Raw genomic sequence first — 19,427 nt, 5'->3', positions numbered from 1 at the left:
CGAGAAACCCGGCGCATGAAAAAAGCTCTCCTGACGGAGAGCTTTTGAAGATCGGCAGTACACGCATCAGAAATTACTGGGCCGGAACGTTGTCCGGCGGCGGGGCCGTGCTCGGCTCGTGCTTCATCGCTTCGTAAACTTCGTTGCGATGAATCGAAACGTCGCGCGGGGCCTGAATCCCCAGGCGAACTTTGTCTCCACGGACTTCCACGACCGTGATGACAATGTTCTCGTTGATGACAATGCTCTCGTTCTTCTTCCTCGACAGCACCAACATGGCTCTACCTCATCCTGTGGAAGCCACCCCAGCCAACTACCCCATGCAGCGTTTTTCTACAAGTGTGCATCCACACACCAAAATAGTAGACCTGCCCCTCCCGACCGTCAACGAGTGACTTTTCAGAAAAAAAGTCAAGTCAATTCCCTGGACCAGCGCCGGGATGCGACACAATTCCGCAAGCGTCTTAACAGAAAGAGGTTACACGCAGCCGGCCGAGGATGGTTTCCGGCGAAATCGGCCGGTACACTCGACGAAGATTTTCTCGACTTTTCTGGAATCCGGCGTTTCATGGCTGACTACAACAAGTTTGATCCGCGTGTCGATTCCCTCGTCGTCGAAACCCGGACGGTCTTCGCCGACGATGTCCAGGGGCTCTCTCCGGAGGACCGGCACTGGCTGGCGGCGGCGATCCACAAGACGCCGGCGCTCGCCCGCAAGATCTCCTACGAGCGGACCCACACCGGTTTCATCCGCGAGATCCAGGTCGGCGCGGACGACGTGGCCCGGCTGTACGACGCGAAGCTCAGCACACGCTGAGAACAGCCCGAGCCGATCGGCGCCGGTCGGTATGAGCGGGCTACTGCGGGCGCCTCTCGCCCCGAACGTTCGAGACTGACGCGGTCCGTCACCTGCCGGGACGGAGTGTCGCGGGCTTCCGCACGGCAGGCCTTCGGAGGCCCGGACGCAGCATGGTCGTCGAAGACCGGTATCTGTTCCGCACGACGGACGGGGTCGAGCACCCGGTCCGCAAGTGGAGCGGCCCGGAGCTCGTTTCGCGGCGGGGAACGATCCTCTGCCTGCACGGGATCCAGAGCCATTCCGGCTGGTATCGCTGGTCGTGCGGCCGCCTGGCCGAGGCCGGCTGGTCGGTCCACTTCCCTGATCGGCGCGGATCGGGCCGGAGCAGTGAGCGGCGCGGCGACGCCCCCTCCGTCCAGCGGCTGATCGACGACGTCGCCGAGCTGGCCCGCGAGATCCATGAGGTGGAACTCCCCTGCGTCCTCCTGGGGCTGAGCTGGGGGGCCCGTCTCGCCGCCGTCGCAGCCGCGCGCCACCCGGACCTTTTCAACCGTCTCGTGCTCCTCTACCCGGGGATCCACACCCATATCCGCCCGACGCGGTGGCAGAGACTGGGACTGCGGCTGGCCCTGCTTTCCAGCCTGGGGCTGCGAACCGTGCCCATTCCGCTTCGGGACCCCTCCCTCTTCACCTCGGATCCGCAGTGGCAGGAGTTCATCCACAAGGACTTCCTGGCCCTGCACGACCTGACGCTCCGCTTCCTCGCCGCCAGCGAGTCACTGGCCGGGGAGGCCGAGAACTCCGCCGAAGCGATCCCGTTCCCGACCCTGATGCTTCTGTCGCAGAACGACCGGATCGTGGACAATACGGCGGCCCGCAACTGGTTCCACCGCCTGCCGGCCATTCGAAAAGAACTCGCCGTCATCCGGGGGGCCGAGCATACACTGGAGTTCGAGCCCAGCCGGGAGGAGTTCCTGTCGCGCCTCCTGGGATGGCTGAACTCCCCGTCGGAAGCGGAATGATGTCCGGATCGGCCAATGTCCATGCGATTCCCGAGGTCCGGCAGTTCCGGGCGGCGGTCCTGAAGTTCCGCGAGGAAGCGGGAGGCGGGATCGAGGCGATCCAGATGGAGCTCCAGCGGGTCAGCCAGTGGATCTCCCAGGACCGGCCGCTGTACTGGACGCAGCAGACCCGCAAGGCGTTCGACAATGTGTCGGCGACGCGGATCGCCCTCCAGAGCTGCCTGATGCGGGGGGTCGGGGACCGCAAGCCCTCCTGCATCGAGGAGAAGCAGGCCCACGAGGCGGCCAAGCGGCGACTGCAGCACTGCCAGGAGCAGGTGGAGCGGACCACCCGCTGGGCCGTCAAACTGAGTCACGAGACGGACGAGCTGCGAGGACGTCTGTCGGGGCTGCGGCGGGTGGTCGAGGCGGACGCACCGGCATTGGCTGATCTGTTGCTGAGGATCGCCGACCTGCTGGAGCAGTATGCCGACATCACGGCTCAAGGCAACGCTGCGGCTGAGGGCTGAAGTGCTCAGAGGGAGCGAAAGAGAGACCCTTGGAGAACGCGAGCCGAAGAAACGAAACTTGAGAGGACGGCAGATTGGGTCAGGCTGCTGTCAGTAGCGGGACTCGGCGTCAGCGTATCTCCAAGGGTCGGGCTGGGTCAGACAGTTTTTGGTAATGCACTCGTCGTGCCGTTCTGAAATGCAGCGCTGAAATCTCTTTTCACCAAGGATTTTCATTCAAGTTCGAATTCGTTGACGCCTAAGCGCCAGCGCCGCTACGATAAGATCGGCAATTTCGGCGCGTCAACGGCGCCGAAAACAGTGCACGCAGGTACAGACACATGGCCATCCACAGCACCTCGCAACGCCTGTTGACGATCGGGGCCGTGGTCAGCTTCCTCTACTGCATCGCGGCGATGTGGTTCGTGGCGACAAGCCCGGACATCGGCCTCCGCTGCCTGCTGACGAGCGAAACCCCATTCCGCCCCGGTCTGGAGATCCGCGCGCTCTCGACGGACCTTCGCTCTCACGGCGACGCGATCGCGTCGGGCGACACGCTGATTGAGCTCAACGGCGAACCGATCTACTCCTTCGTCGACTATGCGCGCGAGCTTCGGAACCTCCGCTCCGCCGTTCCACGGGTCGGAGCCCGGCTGAAGACCGCCGGCTTCGACACCCGGCTGCTCCAGGAGACCGATCCGCCGCGGCTGGTTGAGTCCGAAGAGGGACAGCGATACGTCCTCTGTCGGATCCGGACGCCTGACGAGCAGATCCGACGGACCTACGTCGAACTGACCCCTCCCCCGGCGGGGGCGGTGCTGCTGACGCTGCTGTGGCTGATGATCGAGACCCCGATTGTCCTATTGAGCGGGATCGCCTGCTGGCGGCGGCCGTTTGACCAGCCGCTCAACGTCTTCTTTGCGACGACGTTCGTCAGCCTCGTCGCCTTCGTCGGCGGCAATCACTGGTGGGTCATCGGCGGTATCCCGGCCCTGATCATTCCCTTCGGAGTGGCCGCCACCCTCTTCCCGGCGGTCCTGTTCCAGTTCTTCCTGACGTTCCCCGCGCCGAAGGAAATCGTCCGCCAGCATCCGAAGGCAACCTTCGGCCTGATCTACGGCATCCCGACGCTCGTGGCGTCAATCATCACCGTCCTCATCGCGCTGTCGTGGTGGCTTTCCGCGGACTACGGCCCCGGCCCCCTGGCTCGGGGGACGGAAGCGGTTCAGCGGCAGTTCGCCGCCATGGTCCTTCACGGTCTGCGATACGCCATCCAGGCTTACCTGCTGGTCGCCGGGGGTTACTTCATCGGGAGTCTGGCGGCGGCCCTTCACAGCATCGTCCACGCGCAGAACGTCATTGAACGGAACCAGGTCAAGTGGATTCTGTGGGCCGGAATCCTGGCGGCGATCCCGGTCACCTACTCCCTCTTCCTGGCTCTCTTCCGCCGGACCGATTTCGCCCTCGGCGCCGCTCAGCTCCCGATGTTCCTGGCGGGGGCCTCGTTTATGGTCGCTTACGCCATCGGCATCGCCCGCCACAAGCTGCTTCTGATCGATCAGGTTCTGACGCGGGGGATGTGGTACTACGTCAGCAACAGCCTTCTGTCGGTCGTCTTCAGCCTCTCGATCGCCCTGGGGGTCCTGTACGCCAGCCGGAATGACCTGGGGCTCCTCAACCGGACGCTGCCGCTGATTGGCCTGCTGATCCTGAGCGTCCTGACCCTCACCTGGATGAGGGATCGCATCCAGCGGTGGATCGACCGGCAGTTCTTCGGCGAGAAGTACCAACTCGACCGGGCCCTCCAGCGGATGAACCGCGCCGTGGCCAACCTGCTGGAGCGGGACGCCGTCGCCTCGAACCTCCTGAACTCCTGCTGCGAAGTTCTCCGGGTCGAGCTCGCAGCCCTTTACCTGTGGGACCATGCCCGGACCCGATTTTCCCTCGCGGCAATCGTCGGCAAGGGGGATTTTCCCCCCAACATCACGGTCGCCGATGAGGTGCTGCTGGTCCTGAAAAACGGAGCCTCATTCCAGCGGGTTCCCGGGGCGACCTCTCCGGAGCAGTCGCTGATCCGCCGGCTCGGGACAGAGCTTGTCACGGGGCTGGAGATCGACAGTGAAGTCGCGGGATTCCTGACGCTGGGGTCCAAGCCGAACGGGATGGCCTACACCGCCGAGGACGCGACCTTCCTCAATGCCCTCGGTCGAATCACGGGCGTCGCCTTCCACTGCGCCCGGGTCCATGAGGACCTGACGCGACTCAACGACGACCTCCAGTCGAAGTCGGTCAAGATCGTCGAGCAGGAGCGGCAGATCGCGATGCTGCAGAGCATTCTGGACAGCATCTCGCCGAACAACCGGTCCGCCAACGAACCGGCCGAAGGGCTGCAGCGGACCGCCATCGTGGGTCACGGGCCGGCGATGACCGAGGTCCTGGAAACGGTCCGCAAGGTTTCGAGCAGCGATGCCTCGGTTCTCGTCCGTGGCGAGAGCGGGACCGGCAAGGAGCTGCTGGCCCGCACGCTGCATGAGAACAGTCCCCGCCGCAATGGGCCGCTCGTAAGCGTCCACTGCGCGGCTCTCTCCCCTTCCCTGCTGGAGAGCGAGCTGTTCGGCCATGTGAAAGGGGCGTTCACCGACGCCCGCGAGGACAAGGTGGGGCGGTTTGCCCTGGCCCACAGCGGGACGCTGTTCCTCGACGAAATCGGGGACATCTCGCTGGACGTTCAGGTGAAGCTGCTGCGGGTGCTGCAGGAGCGGACGTTCGAGCCAGTGGGGAGCACGAAGCCGGTGCAGGTCGATGTCCGGATCATCGCCGCCACGCACCAGAACCTGGAGCGGCTGATCCAGGAGCATCGTTTCCGCGAGGACCTTTATTACCGGCTGAACGTCATCACGGTGACGTTACCGGCGCTGCGGGAACGTCGCGAGGACATCCTGGAACTGGCGGCGCACTTCCTGAAGGGGGCGGCGGAGCGGGAGGGGCGGCGGATCACGCGGATCGACGATGCGGCGCTCGAGGCGCTGATGAACTACTCGTGGCCGGGGAACATCCGGGAGTTGCAGAACGCGGTGAACCGGTCGGTGGTGCTGGCCGAGAACGACATCATCACGCTGAAGGATTTGCCGACGGAGATCCGGCGGCCGGGTCGATCGTCGGCGACGGCCCGGGTGGTCGAGCCGAAGTTGCTGGGGGCTCCTTTGCCTGTGCCGCGGGCGCTGTCGAATCTGGGGCCGACGCGAACGATTGTTGTGGGTTCGGACGATGAGCGGGGGTTGTTGGCGGAGGCGCTGCAGAAGTGCGGGGGGAACAAGACTGAGGCGGCGAAGATTCTGGGGATGCCGCGGAGTACGTTCTTCTTCAAGCTGAAGCGGCACGGGCTGAAGTAAGTCTTCGCTTGAACCGCGTCCTGGCCGGCGCAGCTCTGCCACCTCAAACCCAACGTGCCACGGCAGCCTGGGGTCAAGGGGCCAAAGAAAGAACACAGGCCCCCTTGCCGCCGGAGGCACTTCCATGAGGAACCGTTGTGAACAACGGATGTCCCTTTGTGGGACCGGCGTAGAGGATTCACCGCTCGCTGTGGAATCCCGGCGGGTTGGTGAGGGGGCATCCGACACGCGGTCCGCGCTTGGACACCCCCTCCTTCAGACATCTCTCGACGGCCAGGCCTCCGGCGGGCAAAGGGGCGTTGCCCCTCTGCACTCCCCACCAGGGTGCCCCTGGACCCGGTGAGTCGGCGACCTTGGGTTAAACATCGGGGCTCGGGCGGCCAGGCGCCATATTCGAGCTGTCGTAGGCATCGCGGTCCGCCCTTATGCTCGAACCATGTCCTCGCCGACTCGACTCCCGCCACCTCAATCCCATCGTTCCACGGCAACCCGGTCCAGCGGGACGCTGGCTGGACCCGGGTTAAATGGGATGGTCGAATGGGTGCCCAAGTTTTCACCACGATCGCCGTTCCGGATCCATGATCTTTCGCACACTCCAGTCCTCCGTCATCACCACCTTCGGACGCGCCGCCCTCGAATCGGCCGCCACACCCAAATTCCGCCGCCTCCAATCCGCCATGCAGGAAGCGACCCGCTTCCAACGCGAATGGCTCATGCACCGCGTCGCCCAATGCCGCGACACCCGCTTCGGCCGCGATCACGGCTTCTCCGAAATCCGCTCCATCGCCGAATTCCGTAAACGCGTCCCGGTCTCCGGCTACGACTACTTCGCTCCCTACATCGACGCCGTCGCCGGCGGCGATCCCTCCGCCCTCATCCCCGCTCACGAAAAACTCCTCCGCTTCACGATCACGACCGGCAGCAGCGGCGTCCCCAAACTCAACCCGGTCACCACCACCTGGCTCAAGGAATACAAAGAGGTCTGGGACATCTGGGGCCTCAAACTGTTCCTCGACCACCCCACGCACCTGGGACGGAAGCTCCTCCAGATGGCGGGGACGTGGGACATGGGGACCACGCCCGGCGGCTACAAGATCAGCATGGTCAGCGCCCTCCTGGCCCGCTACACGAGTCCCTTCATCCGCCCGTTCTACGCCGTCCCCAGCGATCTCAACGACATCAAGGACCCGGTCGCACGCTACTACACCGCCTTGCGGCTGTGCATCCTCGACGACGTCGGCTGGATCATCCTCATGAACCCGGGGACGATGATCCGCCTCGCCCAGATCGGCGACGAGCATTCGGACGAGCTGATCCGCGACATCCACGACGGCACGCTCACGACGAAGCTTGACATCCCAAGCGAAATCCGCGAGCGGCTCTGCAGCCGACTGGCCCGCAAAAACCGCCGCGGGTCGGCGTGGCTCGAGGCGATCCGCAACCGGACCGGGCACCTCTATCCGCGGGACTACTGGCGGCAGCCGGTCGTCGGCGGCTGGATCGGCGGGACAGCGGGGTTCCAGGTCCGCTACGTCCGGGACTACTTCGGTGATGTTCCGCTGCGGGACATGGGGCTTGTTTCCAGCGAGGGGCGGCACACGATCCCTCTTGAAGACGGCCGCCCGGAAGGGGTCCCGGCGCTGGGAGCGGGGGCTTACGAGTTCGTCCCGGTCGATGAGATTGACCAGCCCCATCCGACGGCGCTCGATGGGCACGAGCTGATCGAGGGGCGGGACTACTATCTCGTGATGTCGACGTCGGCGGGTTACTACCGCTTCCACATTGGCGACGTTGTCCGCTGCAACGGCTTTATTGGCGAGGCGCCGCTGCTTGAGTTTGTTCAGAAGGGGACGCGCGTCGGCGATCTGGAAGGGGAGAAGGTGACGGAGCACCAGGTCCTTGAAGGGGCGCATCGCGCGGCGAAGACGCTGGGGATTCCGCTGGGGCTGTTCACGGCGATCCCGCGTCGACTTGAGCGCGAGCACCCGCGGTATGACTTTCTGGTTGAGATCACCGATCTGCCGGAAGAGGCCCAGGCCCGGCGGTTTCTGGAGGAGCTGGATCGGGAGCTGGCGGCGTTGAACTTCCTGTGGCGGGCTCGTCGGAAGGAGGGGACGCTAGCGCCGCCGCATCTTGTGCGGCTGCCGGAGGGGACGTGGGCTCGGTATGTGAGGGAGGAGACCGACCGGCGCGGGACGGGGGACTATCAGTACAAGCATCCGGGGCTTGTTCAGGATAGTACTTGGGGCGATCAGTTCGCGGCGGTCGATGTGGTTCGGACGTGAACTCCCATGTCGCCAGCCACACCGGGTCCAGGGGCACCCTGGTGGGGAGTGCAGAGGGGCCTGTGTTGTTTTTATTGGCCCTTTGCCCGCCGGAGGCCCACTCGTCGAGAGATGTCTGAAGGAGACCGTGTCCAAGCGCGGACGCCGTGTCGTATGCCCCCTCACCAATTCGCGGGGAATACAAAGCGAGCGGCGAGTCCCCATCGCCGGTACACAAAGGGGACACCCGTTGTTGACCACGGTTCCTCAGGGAAGCGCCTCCGGCGGCAAGGGGTTGCCCCCTTGACCCCGGCTGCCGTCGCACATTGGGTTTGAGCGAACAGAGTCGTGCCGGCAAGGACGTGGTTCGAGCGAGCGGGTCGGAATCAAACGCGGGTCCGGGCCCACCGCCCACTCAGCAACAGCAACGAACTCGCGATCCCGCGGAGCGTGATGTCCGCACACATCCCCATCCACGCCCCCCTCAGCCCCCACCCCGCACCGACGGCCCAATACGCCAGCGGAAGCCGGACAAAGACGGTCGAGAAGACGGTCAGGAGCATCGGCAGCCGCGTCTCCCCGGCCCCGCGGAGCGCGTACACGGAGACGATGCCGATCACGAGCAGCGGCTCAAACGCCGCCAGGAGCCGAAGCGCGTCCGCCCCGACCCGCCGCACCGCCTCGTCCTGGTGCATCAGCCCGAAGATCCGTTCCGCTCCGAAGTAGAACGCCAACCCCGCCAGCGCGCCGACGAAGATCACCTGCTGAAGGGCGGCGCGGGCTACCTGGATCGCCCGGCCCGGGAACCCGGCCCCTAGCCGATGCCCTACCAGCGTTGCCGTTGCGATCCCCCACGCCATCGCCGGCAGGTACGAGAGCGACTCCATCTCGATCCCCACGAAATGGGCCTTGAGAGCGGTATCCCCCGCCTGGTGAATGATCCGCAGAAAGAAGATCTGGGCACACCAAAGCGAGATCCCGTCCACCGCTGCCGGCAGCCCGATCCGCAGCATCCGGCGGACCAGAGACAACGCCTCGCCTCGCGAGACCGCCGTGAGCCGCACGCCCCCCAGCCCGAGCGCGAAACAGAGGGCCATCAGCGTCCCGCCGATCCACTTGGCGATGAACGTCCCGAAGATGATCCCGCTCGCCCCCAGGGACGGAATCGGACCGAACCCGTCGACAAAGCTCCACGCCATCAGGACGTTGACGGCACTCACGACCGAGAAGATCAGGAGCGGCGTCCGCATGTTCCCCGTCCCGCGGAGCGCGGCGGCCCCGACGATCGTGACGCTGAACGGGACCGCCGCGATCGCGTCCCATCGCAGGTACTCGACGGCGAGCGCCGCGGCCGTCGGCGAGAGTTTGAGGAACGCCGCCAGATACGGCGCGCCGGTCCAGGCGAGCGTTCCGTAGACGATCCCCGCCACCATCCCCAGGCCGAGCGAGACGGTCCCGATCCGGGCCGCGTAACGGGAGTCCCCCGCCCCCCAGGCCCTCGAGATCAGTGCGGTGGTCCCAGCCGAGACGAGCGTGAAAATCAGCGAGGCGAGCCAGCTCCCGTAGACTGTCGTGCCGACCGCCTCGGTCGCCTCAGCCGCCCCCGGGCCGGTGAGATGCCCCGACAGGTAGTAGTCCCACAGGCCGACGAAGAACTGGAGGCACTGCTCTGCCAGGACGGGCATCGCCAGCCGGATGATCTCCCATCCGATCGCGGGCTCCGGCTCCGACAGTCCTTCCGTGACACGGTCGTTGTCAGGCACGCCGGCGGCTCAAAACAGGTGCGAACGCGGTGAGCCCGGATTATTCTGGACGCCCTCCGTGCGGTCGAGCCTCGGATCGAAGAAGTTCACAGGGCTTGAGGCGATCTCCTCCGCCCCGCCCTGGCTCGGCCCCCTGACATCGAGAGAAAAGCTCCATGATCCGTTCCGCCGTCACGATCAGCCTCGTCGAGCAGGCCCGCGGGGGCCCTTTCGTCTTCTGGGACGACGTCGAGGCCGGGATCCGAAAGGCGGCGGAGCTCGGGTTCGACGCCGTCGAACTCTTCGCCCCCGGGCCGGACGCCGTCTCGGTGGAACGGGTCCGGTCGCTGCTCGACGGCCACGGCCTCAAGATGGCGGCGGTCGGGACCGGCGCCGGCTGGGTGATCCACAAACGGCAGCTCTGCGATCCGGATGCCGCGGGGAGAAGAGCCGCGATCGACTTCATCCGCTCCATGATCGACTTCGGCGGCGCGTTGGGAGCTCCGGCGATCATCGGCTCCATGCAGGGACGGTGGCAGGGCGAGGTCACGAAGCCCGCGGCGCTCGACATGCTCCTGGAGGCCCTCGTGGAACTGGGGGATCACGCCCGGCAATACGGCGTTCCACTGATCTACGAGCCGCTCAACCGCTACGAGACGAACCTCTGCAACACGCAACAGGACGGAGTCTCGCTGCTGGAACGGCACCCGGCGATCAACGTCCGGCTGCTGGCGGACCTGTTCCACATGAACATCGAGGAGACGTCGATCGCCGCCGGGCTCCGCGACGGGGGACGGTGGATCGGCCACGTCCACTTCGTCGATTCCAACCGCCGGCCGGCGGGACTCGGCCACATGGACTACGGGCCTGTCGCGGCCGCATTGAGCGAAATCGGATACGACCGGTACGCCTCGGCCGAAGCGTTCGCCTATCCCGATCCTGACGCCGCGGCCAGGCAGACGATCGAGACGTTCCGCCGCGTCTTCCGGTAAGGATCGGACAAAAAACAAACGCACGGTCCGTCGGGCGACGGACCGTGCGTTTTCAGATTCGCAGGCGACTCCGAACTCAGACGCCGGCCGACTCAAGCTGAGCCGCGGCCTTCGGCGGCACCGTGACAACCGGGTCCTTCCACTGGAAGCGGGACTGGATGACGATCCGCGCCAGCTTGAGGAGCATCGTCCGGTCGACGTGCGGACAGGGAAGGTGCGGAGCGGCGAGGCGGGTGTTCGTGGTGTCGAACTCCGGATCGTCGCGCCAGTAGGAGCTGTACACCTGCATGTGCTCGAAGAACAGGTCTTCGGCATCGTGGCGGGTCTCCCGGACCCGCTCTCCCGCGCCGTAGAACTCGACGCCGTAGACGCCGACCGACGCCTCGACGACGTCCCGCATGAGCCGCGTTGTTGCCGTGGCCCGGGGGGTCAGGTGGTAGGTCTTTCCGTGGTTCTCCGGGTGCGTGATGATCCAGCTCATCACTTCGGAGACCCAGTCGACCGGCACGAGGTTCTTCCGCTCGTGGCCGTCGAGATTGAACTTCACGAGGTCCGCCCGAGTCAGCCCGGTCGCATTGGGCTCACCCAGCTGCGAAACCAGGGTGTTGGCGATCTGCAGCATCGCGTAGAAGTTGTGATAGGTCGTGGTCATCCCGGTCTGGCTGTCCCCGATGATGATCCCCGGCCGGAAGACGGTCAGCGAGTCGAACATGTCCGGAGCCGCCCCCCGGACCAGTTCCTCCGCCTCGATCTTGCTCTGCTCGTAGCAGTTCGAGACCTCCTGGCCGACATTGACCTCATCCTCGAAGCAGCGGCCCACGCGTTTCCCCGCGACATAGGCGGTCGAGACGTGGAAGAACCGGCGGATGTCCGCCTGACGGCAGAACTCCAGGACGTTGCGCGTCCCGTCGACGTTCGTGCGGTACGGCTCCGCGTGCCGGCCGGTCGTGACGAAGGCGAGGCTGGCGGCATTGTGGATCAGGCCGTCGCAGTTCTCCGCCGCCCACTTGATCTGGTCGGCATTGAGGCCGAAGTCCGGCTGGTTGATGTCCCCTTCCAGAACCACCGGCCGCCCCAGCGAACGTCCGAGCTGGTTCTCCCAGGATCGCATCATCGCTTCGACGCGGACCTGCGGGGACTTCTTGCGGCTGGGGCGAACCAGAACCGCGAGGGGGACGTCCTGCTCGAGGAGATCCCGCACCAGATACCGTCCCAGGAGACCCGTGGCTCCCGTCAGAATCGTGTAACCCATCTGTGCTTCCGATTGCGGTCCGCCCGATGCGGCAACTGAGGGAGTTGGGACGCGGACAGCTGGACCCAATTCCAGCGATCCGGTCGGAACATCAGGCGACCAGAGTCATGACACCAGCCCTCTGACACGCGTCAGCGGGCACATAGCCGTGAGACAGTGTCCTCAAGGAACAACGTCCCTGAAGGAACAGCATCTCCAGCGGCCGAAGTCGACCGCCAAGCGCTCGACATCCATCGCGACCCAATTCACGTCGGACGTCAAGTTCTTCATGCTACCCGGGTCGATTCGTTGTCTCAACGGGCATTTACCCGTAGATGACAAAGTACCACCGGCGGGAATGTGAACAAGAGTACACACCCCTGTGTCGAGCAAGCAGGAACTATCTCGACCATTCGCACGCATCGCTTTGAGGGGTCGGCCCCCGACTCGGGGCCAATTCCACATCCGGCGGCGACCTCTGCCGGTCATAACCCCAAATCGCTCTCGGGCAGTCCGCTCAAGCTTGCCGCCCCTGCCGCCTGACCGGCGATCCGCGGCTCCGCGGCTCCTGATTGCCCGCCCCGCCGGGGTTTGGATTCAAGTTTCCGCGGCTCCGATCGCCGGGCTGGCTCCCCGCGGCTCGACAGGCCGGTTCCACTTAACCTCCCTTCTAAAAAGGGGTAATGTGCCGTCGCCGGAATAACGCCAAGGGAGGGTGTGGCATGCCAAAGGGAGTCGGAGTGCGCTGGGTCCGGATCGGGATTCTGGTGCTGGTCGCGCTGTTCCTCGTTTTGCCCAACGATGCTTGGGCGGCACTGGAAGACCCGATCTTTCGCCACGGCCGCCTGGAAGTCCGGGCCCTGCTCCGGGCCGGAGGGGCGATCGGTTACGTCGTCATCGCTCTCAGCATCGCGATGGTGGCCCTCGTCGTGGAGCACGTCCTGACGATCCGCCGCGGAGCGATGATCCCCTACGGGCTCGCCGAAGAGGTTCACAAACTCGTCTCCGCCGGCCAGATCGTGCAGGCTTACGAGCAGGCGAAGCGGTACCCGAGCTTTCTGGGCTACCTGCTGCAGTCGGGACTCCAGGAGGCCCAGTACGGCCACGACGCCGCCGAAAAGGCGATGGAAGACACGGCGGTCGAGCAGGCGGCCCGCCTGTCGCGGAGGATCGAATACCTCTCGCTGATCGGTGTTCTCGGCCCCCTGCTGGGGCTGATGGGGACCGTCTGGGGGATGATCCAGGCGTTCTCGGAATTCGCCGAGAAAGCCAACCCGCAGACCGCTGACTTTGCCCCCGGAATCTCCGAGGCTCTCGTCTCGACGTTCTTCGGTCTGACGCTGGCGATCCCCGCCCAGACGTTCTTTGCGATCTTCCGCAACCGGATCGACGAGTTCGTGGCCGAGGCGTCGCTGCTCGCCGGCCACGCGCTGGGGCCGCTCAAGAAGAGGCGGCCATGAGAGCCCCGACCCGCCGTCGCAGCTACGGAATGTCGCTCAACCTGACGCCGATGATCGACGTCGTGTTCAACCTCGTCATCTTCTTCCTGGTGACGTCGCACTTCGCCCGGAGCGAGGCGGTCGATCCGGTCGACCTGCCGAAGGCCACGCAGAGCGTCGAGGAGGAAAACCTCCCGCACCGGCTGGCGATCACGGTCCCGATCGACAAAACGTTGCGGGTCAACAGCCGCGAGGTGACGCTCGAGGAGATCCGCGAGATGCTGATCGCCGGCCGCCAGCACGAGGACTTTGCCGTCCAGATCCGGGCGGACAAGGCGGTCCCCTACGAGGCGGTCGAGCCGATCCTCCTGGAGTGCGCGAAGCTCGGCGTCACCCGGTTCGGGTTCAAGACCGTCGAGTGACCTTCCCTTCACCGCTCTCCGCGCCCGGGGTCAGGCGTCCGTGTTGGAGTGGAGGGCGATGCGGTTCCCTTCGCTGTCGAGAACCAGGGCCCGGTGACCGTGCGGCCCCATCGAATGGACCGCTTCCGTCACCATCCCGCCGTGCGTTTCCGCCTGCGCCACGGCGTCGCGGATCCGCCCGTCGACGTTGAAGTACACCAGGATCCCGCCGCTCGACGAAATCTGGTCGGGGTGCAGGATCAGGCAGCCGCCGTTGCCGTCGTGGTGATCCAGCACGCAGAACTGGTAGCCGTTGAACTCCTGTTTCGTGACCTGATTCTTGAGGACCGCTCCATAAAACCGGGCGGCCCGGTCGAGGTCGGCCACCGGGATATCGGCCCAGACGATCCGGTTCTTTTCCGTGTTGAAGTTGCTCATGGGAGGAGATGGAGGGAGGAGCCAGGATTCGGAATCTAGGAATCAGGATCCAGTGGAGCAGCGCCCGCGCCAAGCGCTGCGATGGGTCGAGGCGTCCTCCCGAAATCGTGGATCCTGATTCCCGGATCCGCCTTTCCTGCGGATTTCCCCTGTCGCAAACCGATATCGTCCGCTAGACTTCTCGCAGCACCCAAGGAATGCCGACGATTTCGGCAGGGTTGCTTTTGCAAATGCTTGCTCGTTTTGGCATCTCCCCGCTGGGGAATGTGTGGCCCGCGTCCAAGTGACCTGTGTCGATGAAGACCAGTGTCCAGGCGACCGGCGGCCTCCAAGACTTCTTGCCAACGCAAACGCAACGAGTGCGGCTCCCGTGTCGAATCACTCACAGATGAGTGTTCGACCAGCAACAGGCTTCTTCGCACGGATTCTCCGTGGGCAGGACCGTACCGGGCCGTGATGGGTGTGCTCAGTCCGCGTGTCGGATCGCGTGATCCGGCGGACTTGAGTGTCGCCATCGTCCCGCCTCTCAGCCTTATCCGCAGTCGCGTCCGGCTGACGGAACATCCTGAGTGGGACGGAGTGCGTCTGCGGACGGTCGAACGCGACCGTCGCGAGTGAATCCCTTGGAAGAGAGTTCGATTTGAAAAGCGTTTCGTTTGCTGACCTTCCCCTGCACGAAGACATCCAAGCCGTGCTGGTGGAAGAGGGCTACACCATTCCCACCCCGATCCAGGCGCAGGCCATCCCGCCGATCGACGAGGACCGCGACGTCCTCGGGACCGCCCAGACCGGGACGGGCAAGACGGCCGCCTTTGCCCTGCCCCTGCTGACCCGCATTCATGAAGAGCGCCGCGGCTGCCAGCCGAATTCCCCCCTCGTCCTGATCCTGTCCCCGACCCGCGAGCTTGCCTCGCAGATCAGCGAGAGCATCAAGACCTACGGCCGCCGGACCCATGTCCGCCAGACCGCCATCTTCGGCGGCGTCGGCCAGGGGACGCAGGTTCAGGCTCTCCGCAAGGGAGTCCACATCCTCGTCGCCACTCCGGGTCGCCTGCAGGACCTGATGAGTCAGGGTCACGTCCGGCTCGACCGCGTCGAAGTCCTCGTCCTCGACGAAGCGGACCAGATGTGCGACATGGGCTTCCTGCCCGACCTCAAGCGGATCGTCGCCAAGCTCCCGGCCGACCGGCAGTCGCTGTTCTTCTCTGCGACGATGCCGCCGACCGTGGCCGACTTTGCGAATTCGCTGCTGACCGATCCGGTCCACATCAGCGTCGCCCCGCAGTCGACGACGACCGAACGGGTCGAGCAGCGGGTCCTGATGATGCCGAACACGGCCAAGCGGGATACGCTCAACCGGTTGCTGCAGGACAACAACTTCTCGCAGGTTCTCGTCTTTGTCCGGACGAAGCGGCGGGCGGACATCGTCTGCCGGCAGCTCCGTCAGGCAGACGTGGACGCGGACTCGATCCACGGCGACAAGACGCAGGGGATGCGGACGCGGGCTCTGCTCCAGTTCCGCACCGGCCGGATCCGCGTGCTGGTGGCGACCGACGTCGCCGCCCGCGGGATCGACATCGACGGGATCTCGCACGTCATCAACTACGACATGCCGACCGACCCCGAGAGCTACGTCCACCGCATTGGCCGGACCGGCCGCGCGGGGGCCGAAGGGATCGCGGTCACGTTCTGCACCCCCGAGGACCAGGCCGACCTGCGGCTGATCGAGAAGACGATCAAGATGACGCTGAACAAGCGGGCGATTCCGGGATCCTCGATCCCCGCCGCGACGGACGCTGCCTCCCCTGCCCCGCAGAGCGGAAACGCTCCTGCCGGTGGCGGATCGCGGCGGCGTGGTCCCGCGGGACCTCGTCGTCCGGAGCAGCGGGCGAACCAGCAGCGGATCGCCGCCGAAGGGGGCGGTTCGCGTCCCGCTGGCGAGCGTCGGCGGGAATCCGACCGCCGCAACGGCGGCGAGCAGCGCCGCGGCGGTGAGTCGCGGCAGGCAGCTGGTCAGCGGCCTGCCGGGGAACGTCGTCCGGCTCGCCCCGGTCACCAGGCCGGCAGCACCGGCGCGGGACGGGGACATCAATCGCAGGGTGAATCCGGACGGGCCCGCCGCCCGGCTGGCGAGCAGCGTTCGGAGCAGTCGTCCGGTCAGGGGAACCAGGCCGGTGCGCCGCGCCGCCGTCGTTCCCGCCGCCCGGCCTCTCCGGCCGCCGCGCAGGGCGGTCGTTAATCTCGTCGGCAGCTACAATCTCAGGCCGGTCGTCCTTCACAGGGCGACCGGCCTTTTTTCATTCGTTGGGACGAGCATGCAGTCGCGCACCAAGAGCCGGGAACATTTTGAGCGGGCCAGTCGATCGATTCCGGGCGGGGTCAACAGCCCGGCCCGGGCCTTCGGCGGTGTCGGCGGGCACCCGTCGATCATCGCCCGCGGGGACCGGCAGTACCTGTACGACATCGATGGGAACCGGCTCCTCGACTACATCGGCTCCTGGGGGCCGCACATCCTGGGGCACCGGCACCCGGAGGTGATTGCCGCCATCACGCAGGCCCTCGAAACCGGCACGAGCTTTGGTGCGCCGACCGAAGCGGAGACGGAGCTCGCGGAGTTCATCGTCCACACGATTCCGTCGATCGAGAAGGTCCGGATGGTGAACTCCGGCACCGAAGCGACGATGAGCGCCATCCGGCTGGCCCGCGGCTTCACCGGGCGGAGCGTGATCGTCAAGTTCGCGGGCTGCTATCACGGGCATGTCGACAGCCTGCTCGTGCAGGCCGGGAGCGGGGCCCTGACGCTCGGCGTCCCGAGCAGCCCGGGCGTTCCAGCCGGTTGCACTGCCGACACTGTCAACCTGGAGTACAACGACGTTCAGGAGCTTTCCGACACGTTTGCCAAGCGGGGCTCGGAGATCGCCGCGGTGATCCTGGAGCCGGTCGTCGGCAACATGGGACTCGTGAAGCCGACGCCGGAGTTCCTCGCGGCCCTGCGGGAGCTCTGCACGCGGCACGGGGCTCTCCTGATTTTCGACGAGGTCATGACCGGTTTCCGGGTCGCCTTCGGCGGGGCTCAGGAGCTGTTCGGGATCAAGCCGGATTTGACGACGCTCGGAAAGATTGTCGGTGGGGGGATGCCGGTCGGCGCGTATGGCGGGCGGGCGGACGTGATGGACGCCATCTCGCCGGTCGGTCCGGTGTATCAGGCGGGAACGCTGTCAGGGAATCCGCTGGCGATGGCGAGCGGGCTGGCGACGCTGCGGGTCCTCAAGAAGACGAATCCTTACCCGGAGCTGGAAGCGAAGTCGGCGCGGTTGTGTGGGGAGCTGTCGAAGGCGGCGACGGCGGCGGGGATTCCGCATACCTGCCCGCGGGTGGGGAGCATGTTCACGTTGTTCTTCAATCCGGAGCCGGTGACTGGTTTCCGGGTGGCGAAGACTTCGGACACGCAGCGGTTTGCGAAGTTCTTCCATGGGATGTTGGGCCGTGGGATTTATCTGGCGTGCAGCCAGTTTGAAGCGCACTTCGTTTCAGCCTGCCATACGGATGAGGACATTGATGCGACGGTGCAGGCCGCGCGAGAAGTCTTCGCCACGCTGTAACGCCGACCGGGTCCAGGGGCACCCTGGTGGGGGGATGCAAGGGGGGCAACGCCCCTCTTGCCCGCCGGAGGCCCGTCTCGTCTCGATCTCTCTGAAGGAGCGAGGGTCCAAGCGCGGACAGCGTGCCGGATGTCCCGCACCAACCCGCGCGGACTCCAAAGCGAGAGGAGAGTTCTCAACGCCGGTTCCACAAAGGGGACGCCCGTTGTTTACCACGGTTCCTCGTTGAAGTGCCTCCGGCGGCAAGGGGGCAAGGCCCCCTTGACCCCAGCTGCCGTCGCACGATGGGTTTGAGCTATGGAGGCCGCGCCGGCGAGGACGCGGTTTGAGCCGTACATCAGCTTCGAATTGACCGTTTCGGCACTTTCGGCGTATATCGTCCGGATCCGTTTCGCCGGCTTTCCAGGGAGGGAAACCCCTTGTCGATCCTCAAACTCCGCCACATCGGGGAATACGTCGCCTTCCGGATGGTCGGCGTCGTCCTGGGGATCCTCTCCGTCGGTCAGACCAAGACCTTCGCCGAAACGACCGCGTGGGTCATGACCCGCGTCCTGCCGCGAAAAATCACCCGCTACAACGTCGCCTTCGAAAACATCCAGAAGTCCTTCCCGGACCGCTCACCCGCCGAAATCGACCGGATGATCCACGGGATGTGGGTCCACTTCGTCCGGCTCATGGCGGAGATGATCCAGCTCCCGCGGAAGGTCACCCTCACCAACTGCCGCGAAGTCTTCGTCTTCCGCCAGCGGGACCAGGCGGTCAAGGCCATCCTCTCCGGCCGCCCCGTCTTCATGCTGGGAGGCCACTACGGCAACTGGGAGGTCTCCACCGCCGCCTTCGGGCTGTTCGGATACCCGATGGGGATCATCGCCCGCGAGATGGACAACCCCTACCTGCACAACTGGTTCGTTCGGGCCCGGCAGTACACCGGCCACAAGCTCTACCTCAAGCGGGGGAGCTGGGACGAGATGGTGAAGCTCCTCCAGGCCGGAGGAAGCCTGGGACTTCTCGGCGACCAGGACGCCGGCAAGCGGGGAGTCTTCGTCGACTTCTTCGGCCGCCCCGCCTCGACCTTCAAGTCGATCGCCCTGATGGCGATGGAGTACAAGGCTCTCCTCATCGTCGGCTACGGCATTCGCTTGCCGGACCATCCGGACGCCCGCTGGGCCCGGTTCGAGATCGGTGTCGAGGACGTCATTGATCCGCTGGAAGTCGACTCCAACGACCCCGTGAAAGAGATCACGACCCGCTACACGCAGGCACTCGAGGCGGCGATTCGTCGGGCGCCAGAGCAGTACTTCTGGGTCCACCGCCGCTGGAAGACCGACGCTCCCGCGAAGCGAGTCCGGGCCAAGGACGCGGCTTGAAGCGGCTCGGGCCACTGAACCGAAGACGGTGCGTTGCGTAGTCGTTTTGTGAACCATGGAGACGGGCGCATCCGCGTCCCCCAGCATTACCGGCCCAGGAACCGGGTCCAGGGGCACCCTGGGGGGGAGTGCAGAGGGGCAACGCCCCTTTGCCCGCCGGAGGCTTGGCCGTCGAGAGATGTCTGAAGGAGTCCGTGTCCAATCGCGAACAACGTGCCGTATGCCCCCTCACCAACCCGCGGGGATTACA

15 protein-coding genes are annotated in these 19,427 nt (G+C 65.5%); 11 read left to right on the top strand and 4 right to left on the bottom strand.

What is annotated here, in order from left to right:
- Positions 1 to 73 precede the first annotated feature (73 nt).
- Positions 74 to 277: a carbon storage regulator CsrA gene (gene csrA, locus VT03_RS25735; protein WP_075095653.1), complete on the bottom strand. Its 204-nt coding sequence runs from the start codon at positions 275 to 277 to the stop codon at positions 74 to 76.
- A gap of 291 nt (positions 278 to 568) precedes the next feature.
- Here csrA and VT03_RS25730 point away from each other — a divergent pair, with 291 nt between their 5' ends.
- The 5 genes from VT03_RS25730 to VT03_RS25710 all read left to right on the top strand — a co-directional run bounded on the left by VT03_RS25730 (position 569) and on the right by VT03_RS25710 (position 7,986).
- A complete protein-coding gene (locus VT03_RS25730) occupies positions 569 to 817 on the top strand; it encodes a hypothetical protein (RefSeq protein WP_075095652.1) in 249 nt (82 codons plus the stop codon).
- Between the two features lie 152 nt (positions 818 to 969).
- The gene (locus VT03_RS25725; RefSeq protein WP_075095651.1) at positions 970 to 1,821 is read left to right on the top strand and encodes an alpha/beta fold hydrolase; all 852 of its coding nucleotides are present in this window, start codon (positions 970 to 972) and stop codon (positions 1,819 to 1,821) included.
- Positions 1,818 to 2,330 (top strand): hypothetical protein, encoded by a 513-nt coding sequence (locus tag VT03_RS25720; protein WP_156514752.1) that lies wholly within the window; start codon positions 1,818 to 1,820, stop codon positions 2,328 to 2,330. The genes VT03_RS25725 and VT03_RS25720 overlap by 4 nt, the downstream gene beginning before the upstream one ends.
- Positions 2,331 to 2,650: 320 nt before the next feature.
- The gene (locus tag VT03_RS25715) at positions 2,651 to 5,701 is read left to right on the top strand and encodes a sigma-54-dependent Fis family transcriptional regulator (protein WP_075095649.1); all 3,051 of its coding nucleotides are present in this window, start codon (positions 2,651 to 2,653) and stop codon (positions 5,699 to 5,701) included.
- A 578-nt stretch (positions 5,702 to 6,279) separates the two neighbouring features.
- Complete coding sequence (locus tag VT03_RS25710) at positions 6,280 to 7,986, top strand: GH3 auxin-responsive promoter family protein (protein ID WP_075095648.1); 1,707 nt, start codon at positions 6,280 to 6,282, stop codon at positions 7,984 to 7,986.
- Positions 7,987 to 8,351: 365 nt separating this feature from the next.
- Here the strand turns inward: VT03_RS25710 and VT03_RS25705 are convergent, their stop codons facing one another.
- Positions 8,352 to 9,728 (bottom strand): MATE family efflux transporter, encoded by a 1,377-nt coding sequence (locus tag VT03_RS25705; RefSeq protein ID WP_075095647.1) that lies wholly within the window; start codon positions 9,726 to 9,728, stop codon positions 8,352 to 8,354.
- Positions 9,729 to 9,883: 155 nt separating this feature from the next.
- Between VT03_RS25705 and VT03_RS25700 the strand changes: the two genes are divergently transcribed.
- Entirely contained in the window at positions 9,884 to 10,699 is an 816-nt protein-coding gene (locus VT03_RS25700) for a sugar phosphate isomerase/epimerase family protein (protein ID WP_075095646.1), read from the top strand.
- Between the two features lie 76 nt (positions 10,700 to 10,775).
- Here the strand turns inward: VT03_RS25700 and VT03_RS25695 are convergent, their stop codons facing one another.
- Positions 10,776 to 11,951 (bottom strand): SDR family oxidoreductase, encoded by a 1,176-nt coding sequence (locus VT03_RS25695; RefSeq protein WP_075095645.1) that lies wholly within the window; start codon positions 11,949 to 11,951, stop codon positions 10,776 to 10,778.
- Between the two features lie 701 nt (positions 11,952 to 12,652).
- Between VT03_RS25695 and VT03_RS25690 the strand changes: the two genes are divergently transcribed.
- Positions 12,653 to 13,390, top strand: coding sequence for a MotA/TolQ/ExbB proton channel family protein (locus VT03_RS25690; RefSeq protein ID WP_075095644.1), 738 nt, complete (start codon positions 12,653 to 12,655; stop codon positions 13,388 to 13,390).
- Positions 13,387 to 13,791, top strand: a complete 405-nt coding sequence (locus VT03_RS25685; RefSeq protein WP_075095643.1) for an ExbD/TolR family protein — start codon at positions 13,387 to 13,389, stop codon at positions 13,789 to 13,791. The genes VT03_RS25690 and VT03_RS25685 overlap by 4 nt, the downstream gene beginning before the upstream one ends.
- Before the next feature lie 30 nt (positions 13,792 to 13,821).
- Here the strand turns inward: VT03_RS25685 and VT03_RS25680 are convergent, their stop codons facing one another.
- A complete protein-coding gene (locus tag VT03_RS25680) occupies positions 13,822 to 14,208 on the bottom strand; it encodes a VOC family protein (protein ID WP_075095642.1) in 387 nt (128 codons plus the stop codon).
- Between the two features lie 640 nt (positions 14,209 to 14,848).
- Between VT03_RS25680 and VT03_RS25675 the strand changes: the two genes are divergently transcribed.
- The 3 genes from VT03_RS25675 (at position 14,849) to VT03_RS25665 (ending at position 19,177) form a co-directional block, all read left to right on the top strand.
- Positions 14,849 to 16,447 (top strand): DEAD/DEAH box helicase, encoded by a 1,599-nt coding sequence (locus tag VT03_RS25675; protein WP_075095641.1) that lies wholly within the window; start codon positions 14,849 to 14,851, stop codon positions 16,445 to 16,447.
- A 76-nt stretch (positions 16,448 to 16,523) separates the two neighbouring features.
- A complete protein-coding gene (hemL, locus tag VT03_RS25670) occupies positions 16,524 to 17,810 on the top strand; it encodes a glutamate-1-semialdehyde 2,1-aminomutase (RefSeq protein ID WP_075097300.1) in 1,287 nt (428 codons plus the stop codon).
- A 419-nt stretch (positions 17,811 to 18,229) separates the two neighbouring features.
- Complete coding sequence (locus tag VT03_RS25665) at positions 18,230 to 19,177, top strand: lysophospholipid acyltransferase family protein (RefSeq protein ID WP_231870523.1); 948 nt, start codon at positions 18,230 to 18,232, stop codon at positions 19,175 to 19,177.
- Positions 19,178 to 19,427: the final 250 nt, after the last annotated feature.

This window comes from Planctomyces sp. SH-PL14 (assembly GCF_001610835.1).
GTDB lineage: Bacteria > Planctomycetota > Planctomycetia > Planctomycetales > Planctomycetaceae > Planctomyces_A.
The sequence above is the reverse complement of the archived record's forward strand: the minus strand, read 5'-3'. Positions and strand labels throughout refer to the sequence as shown.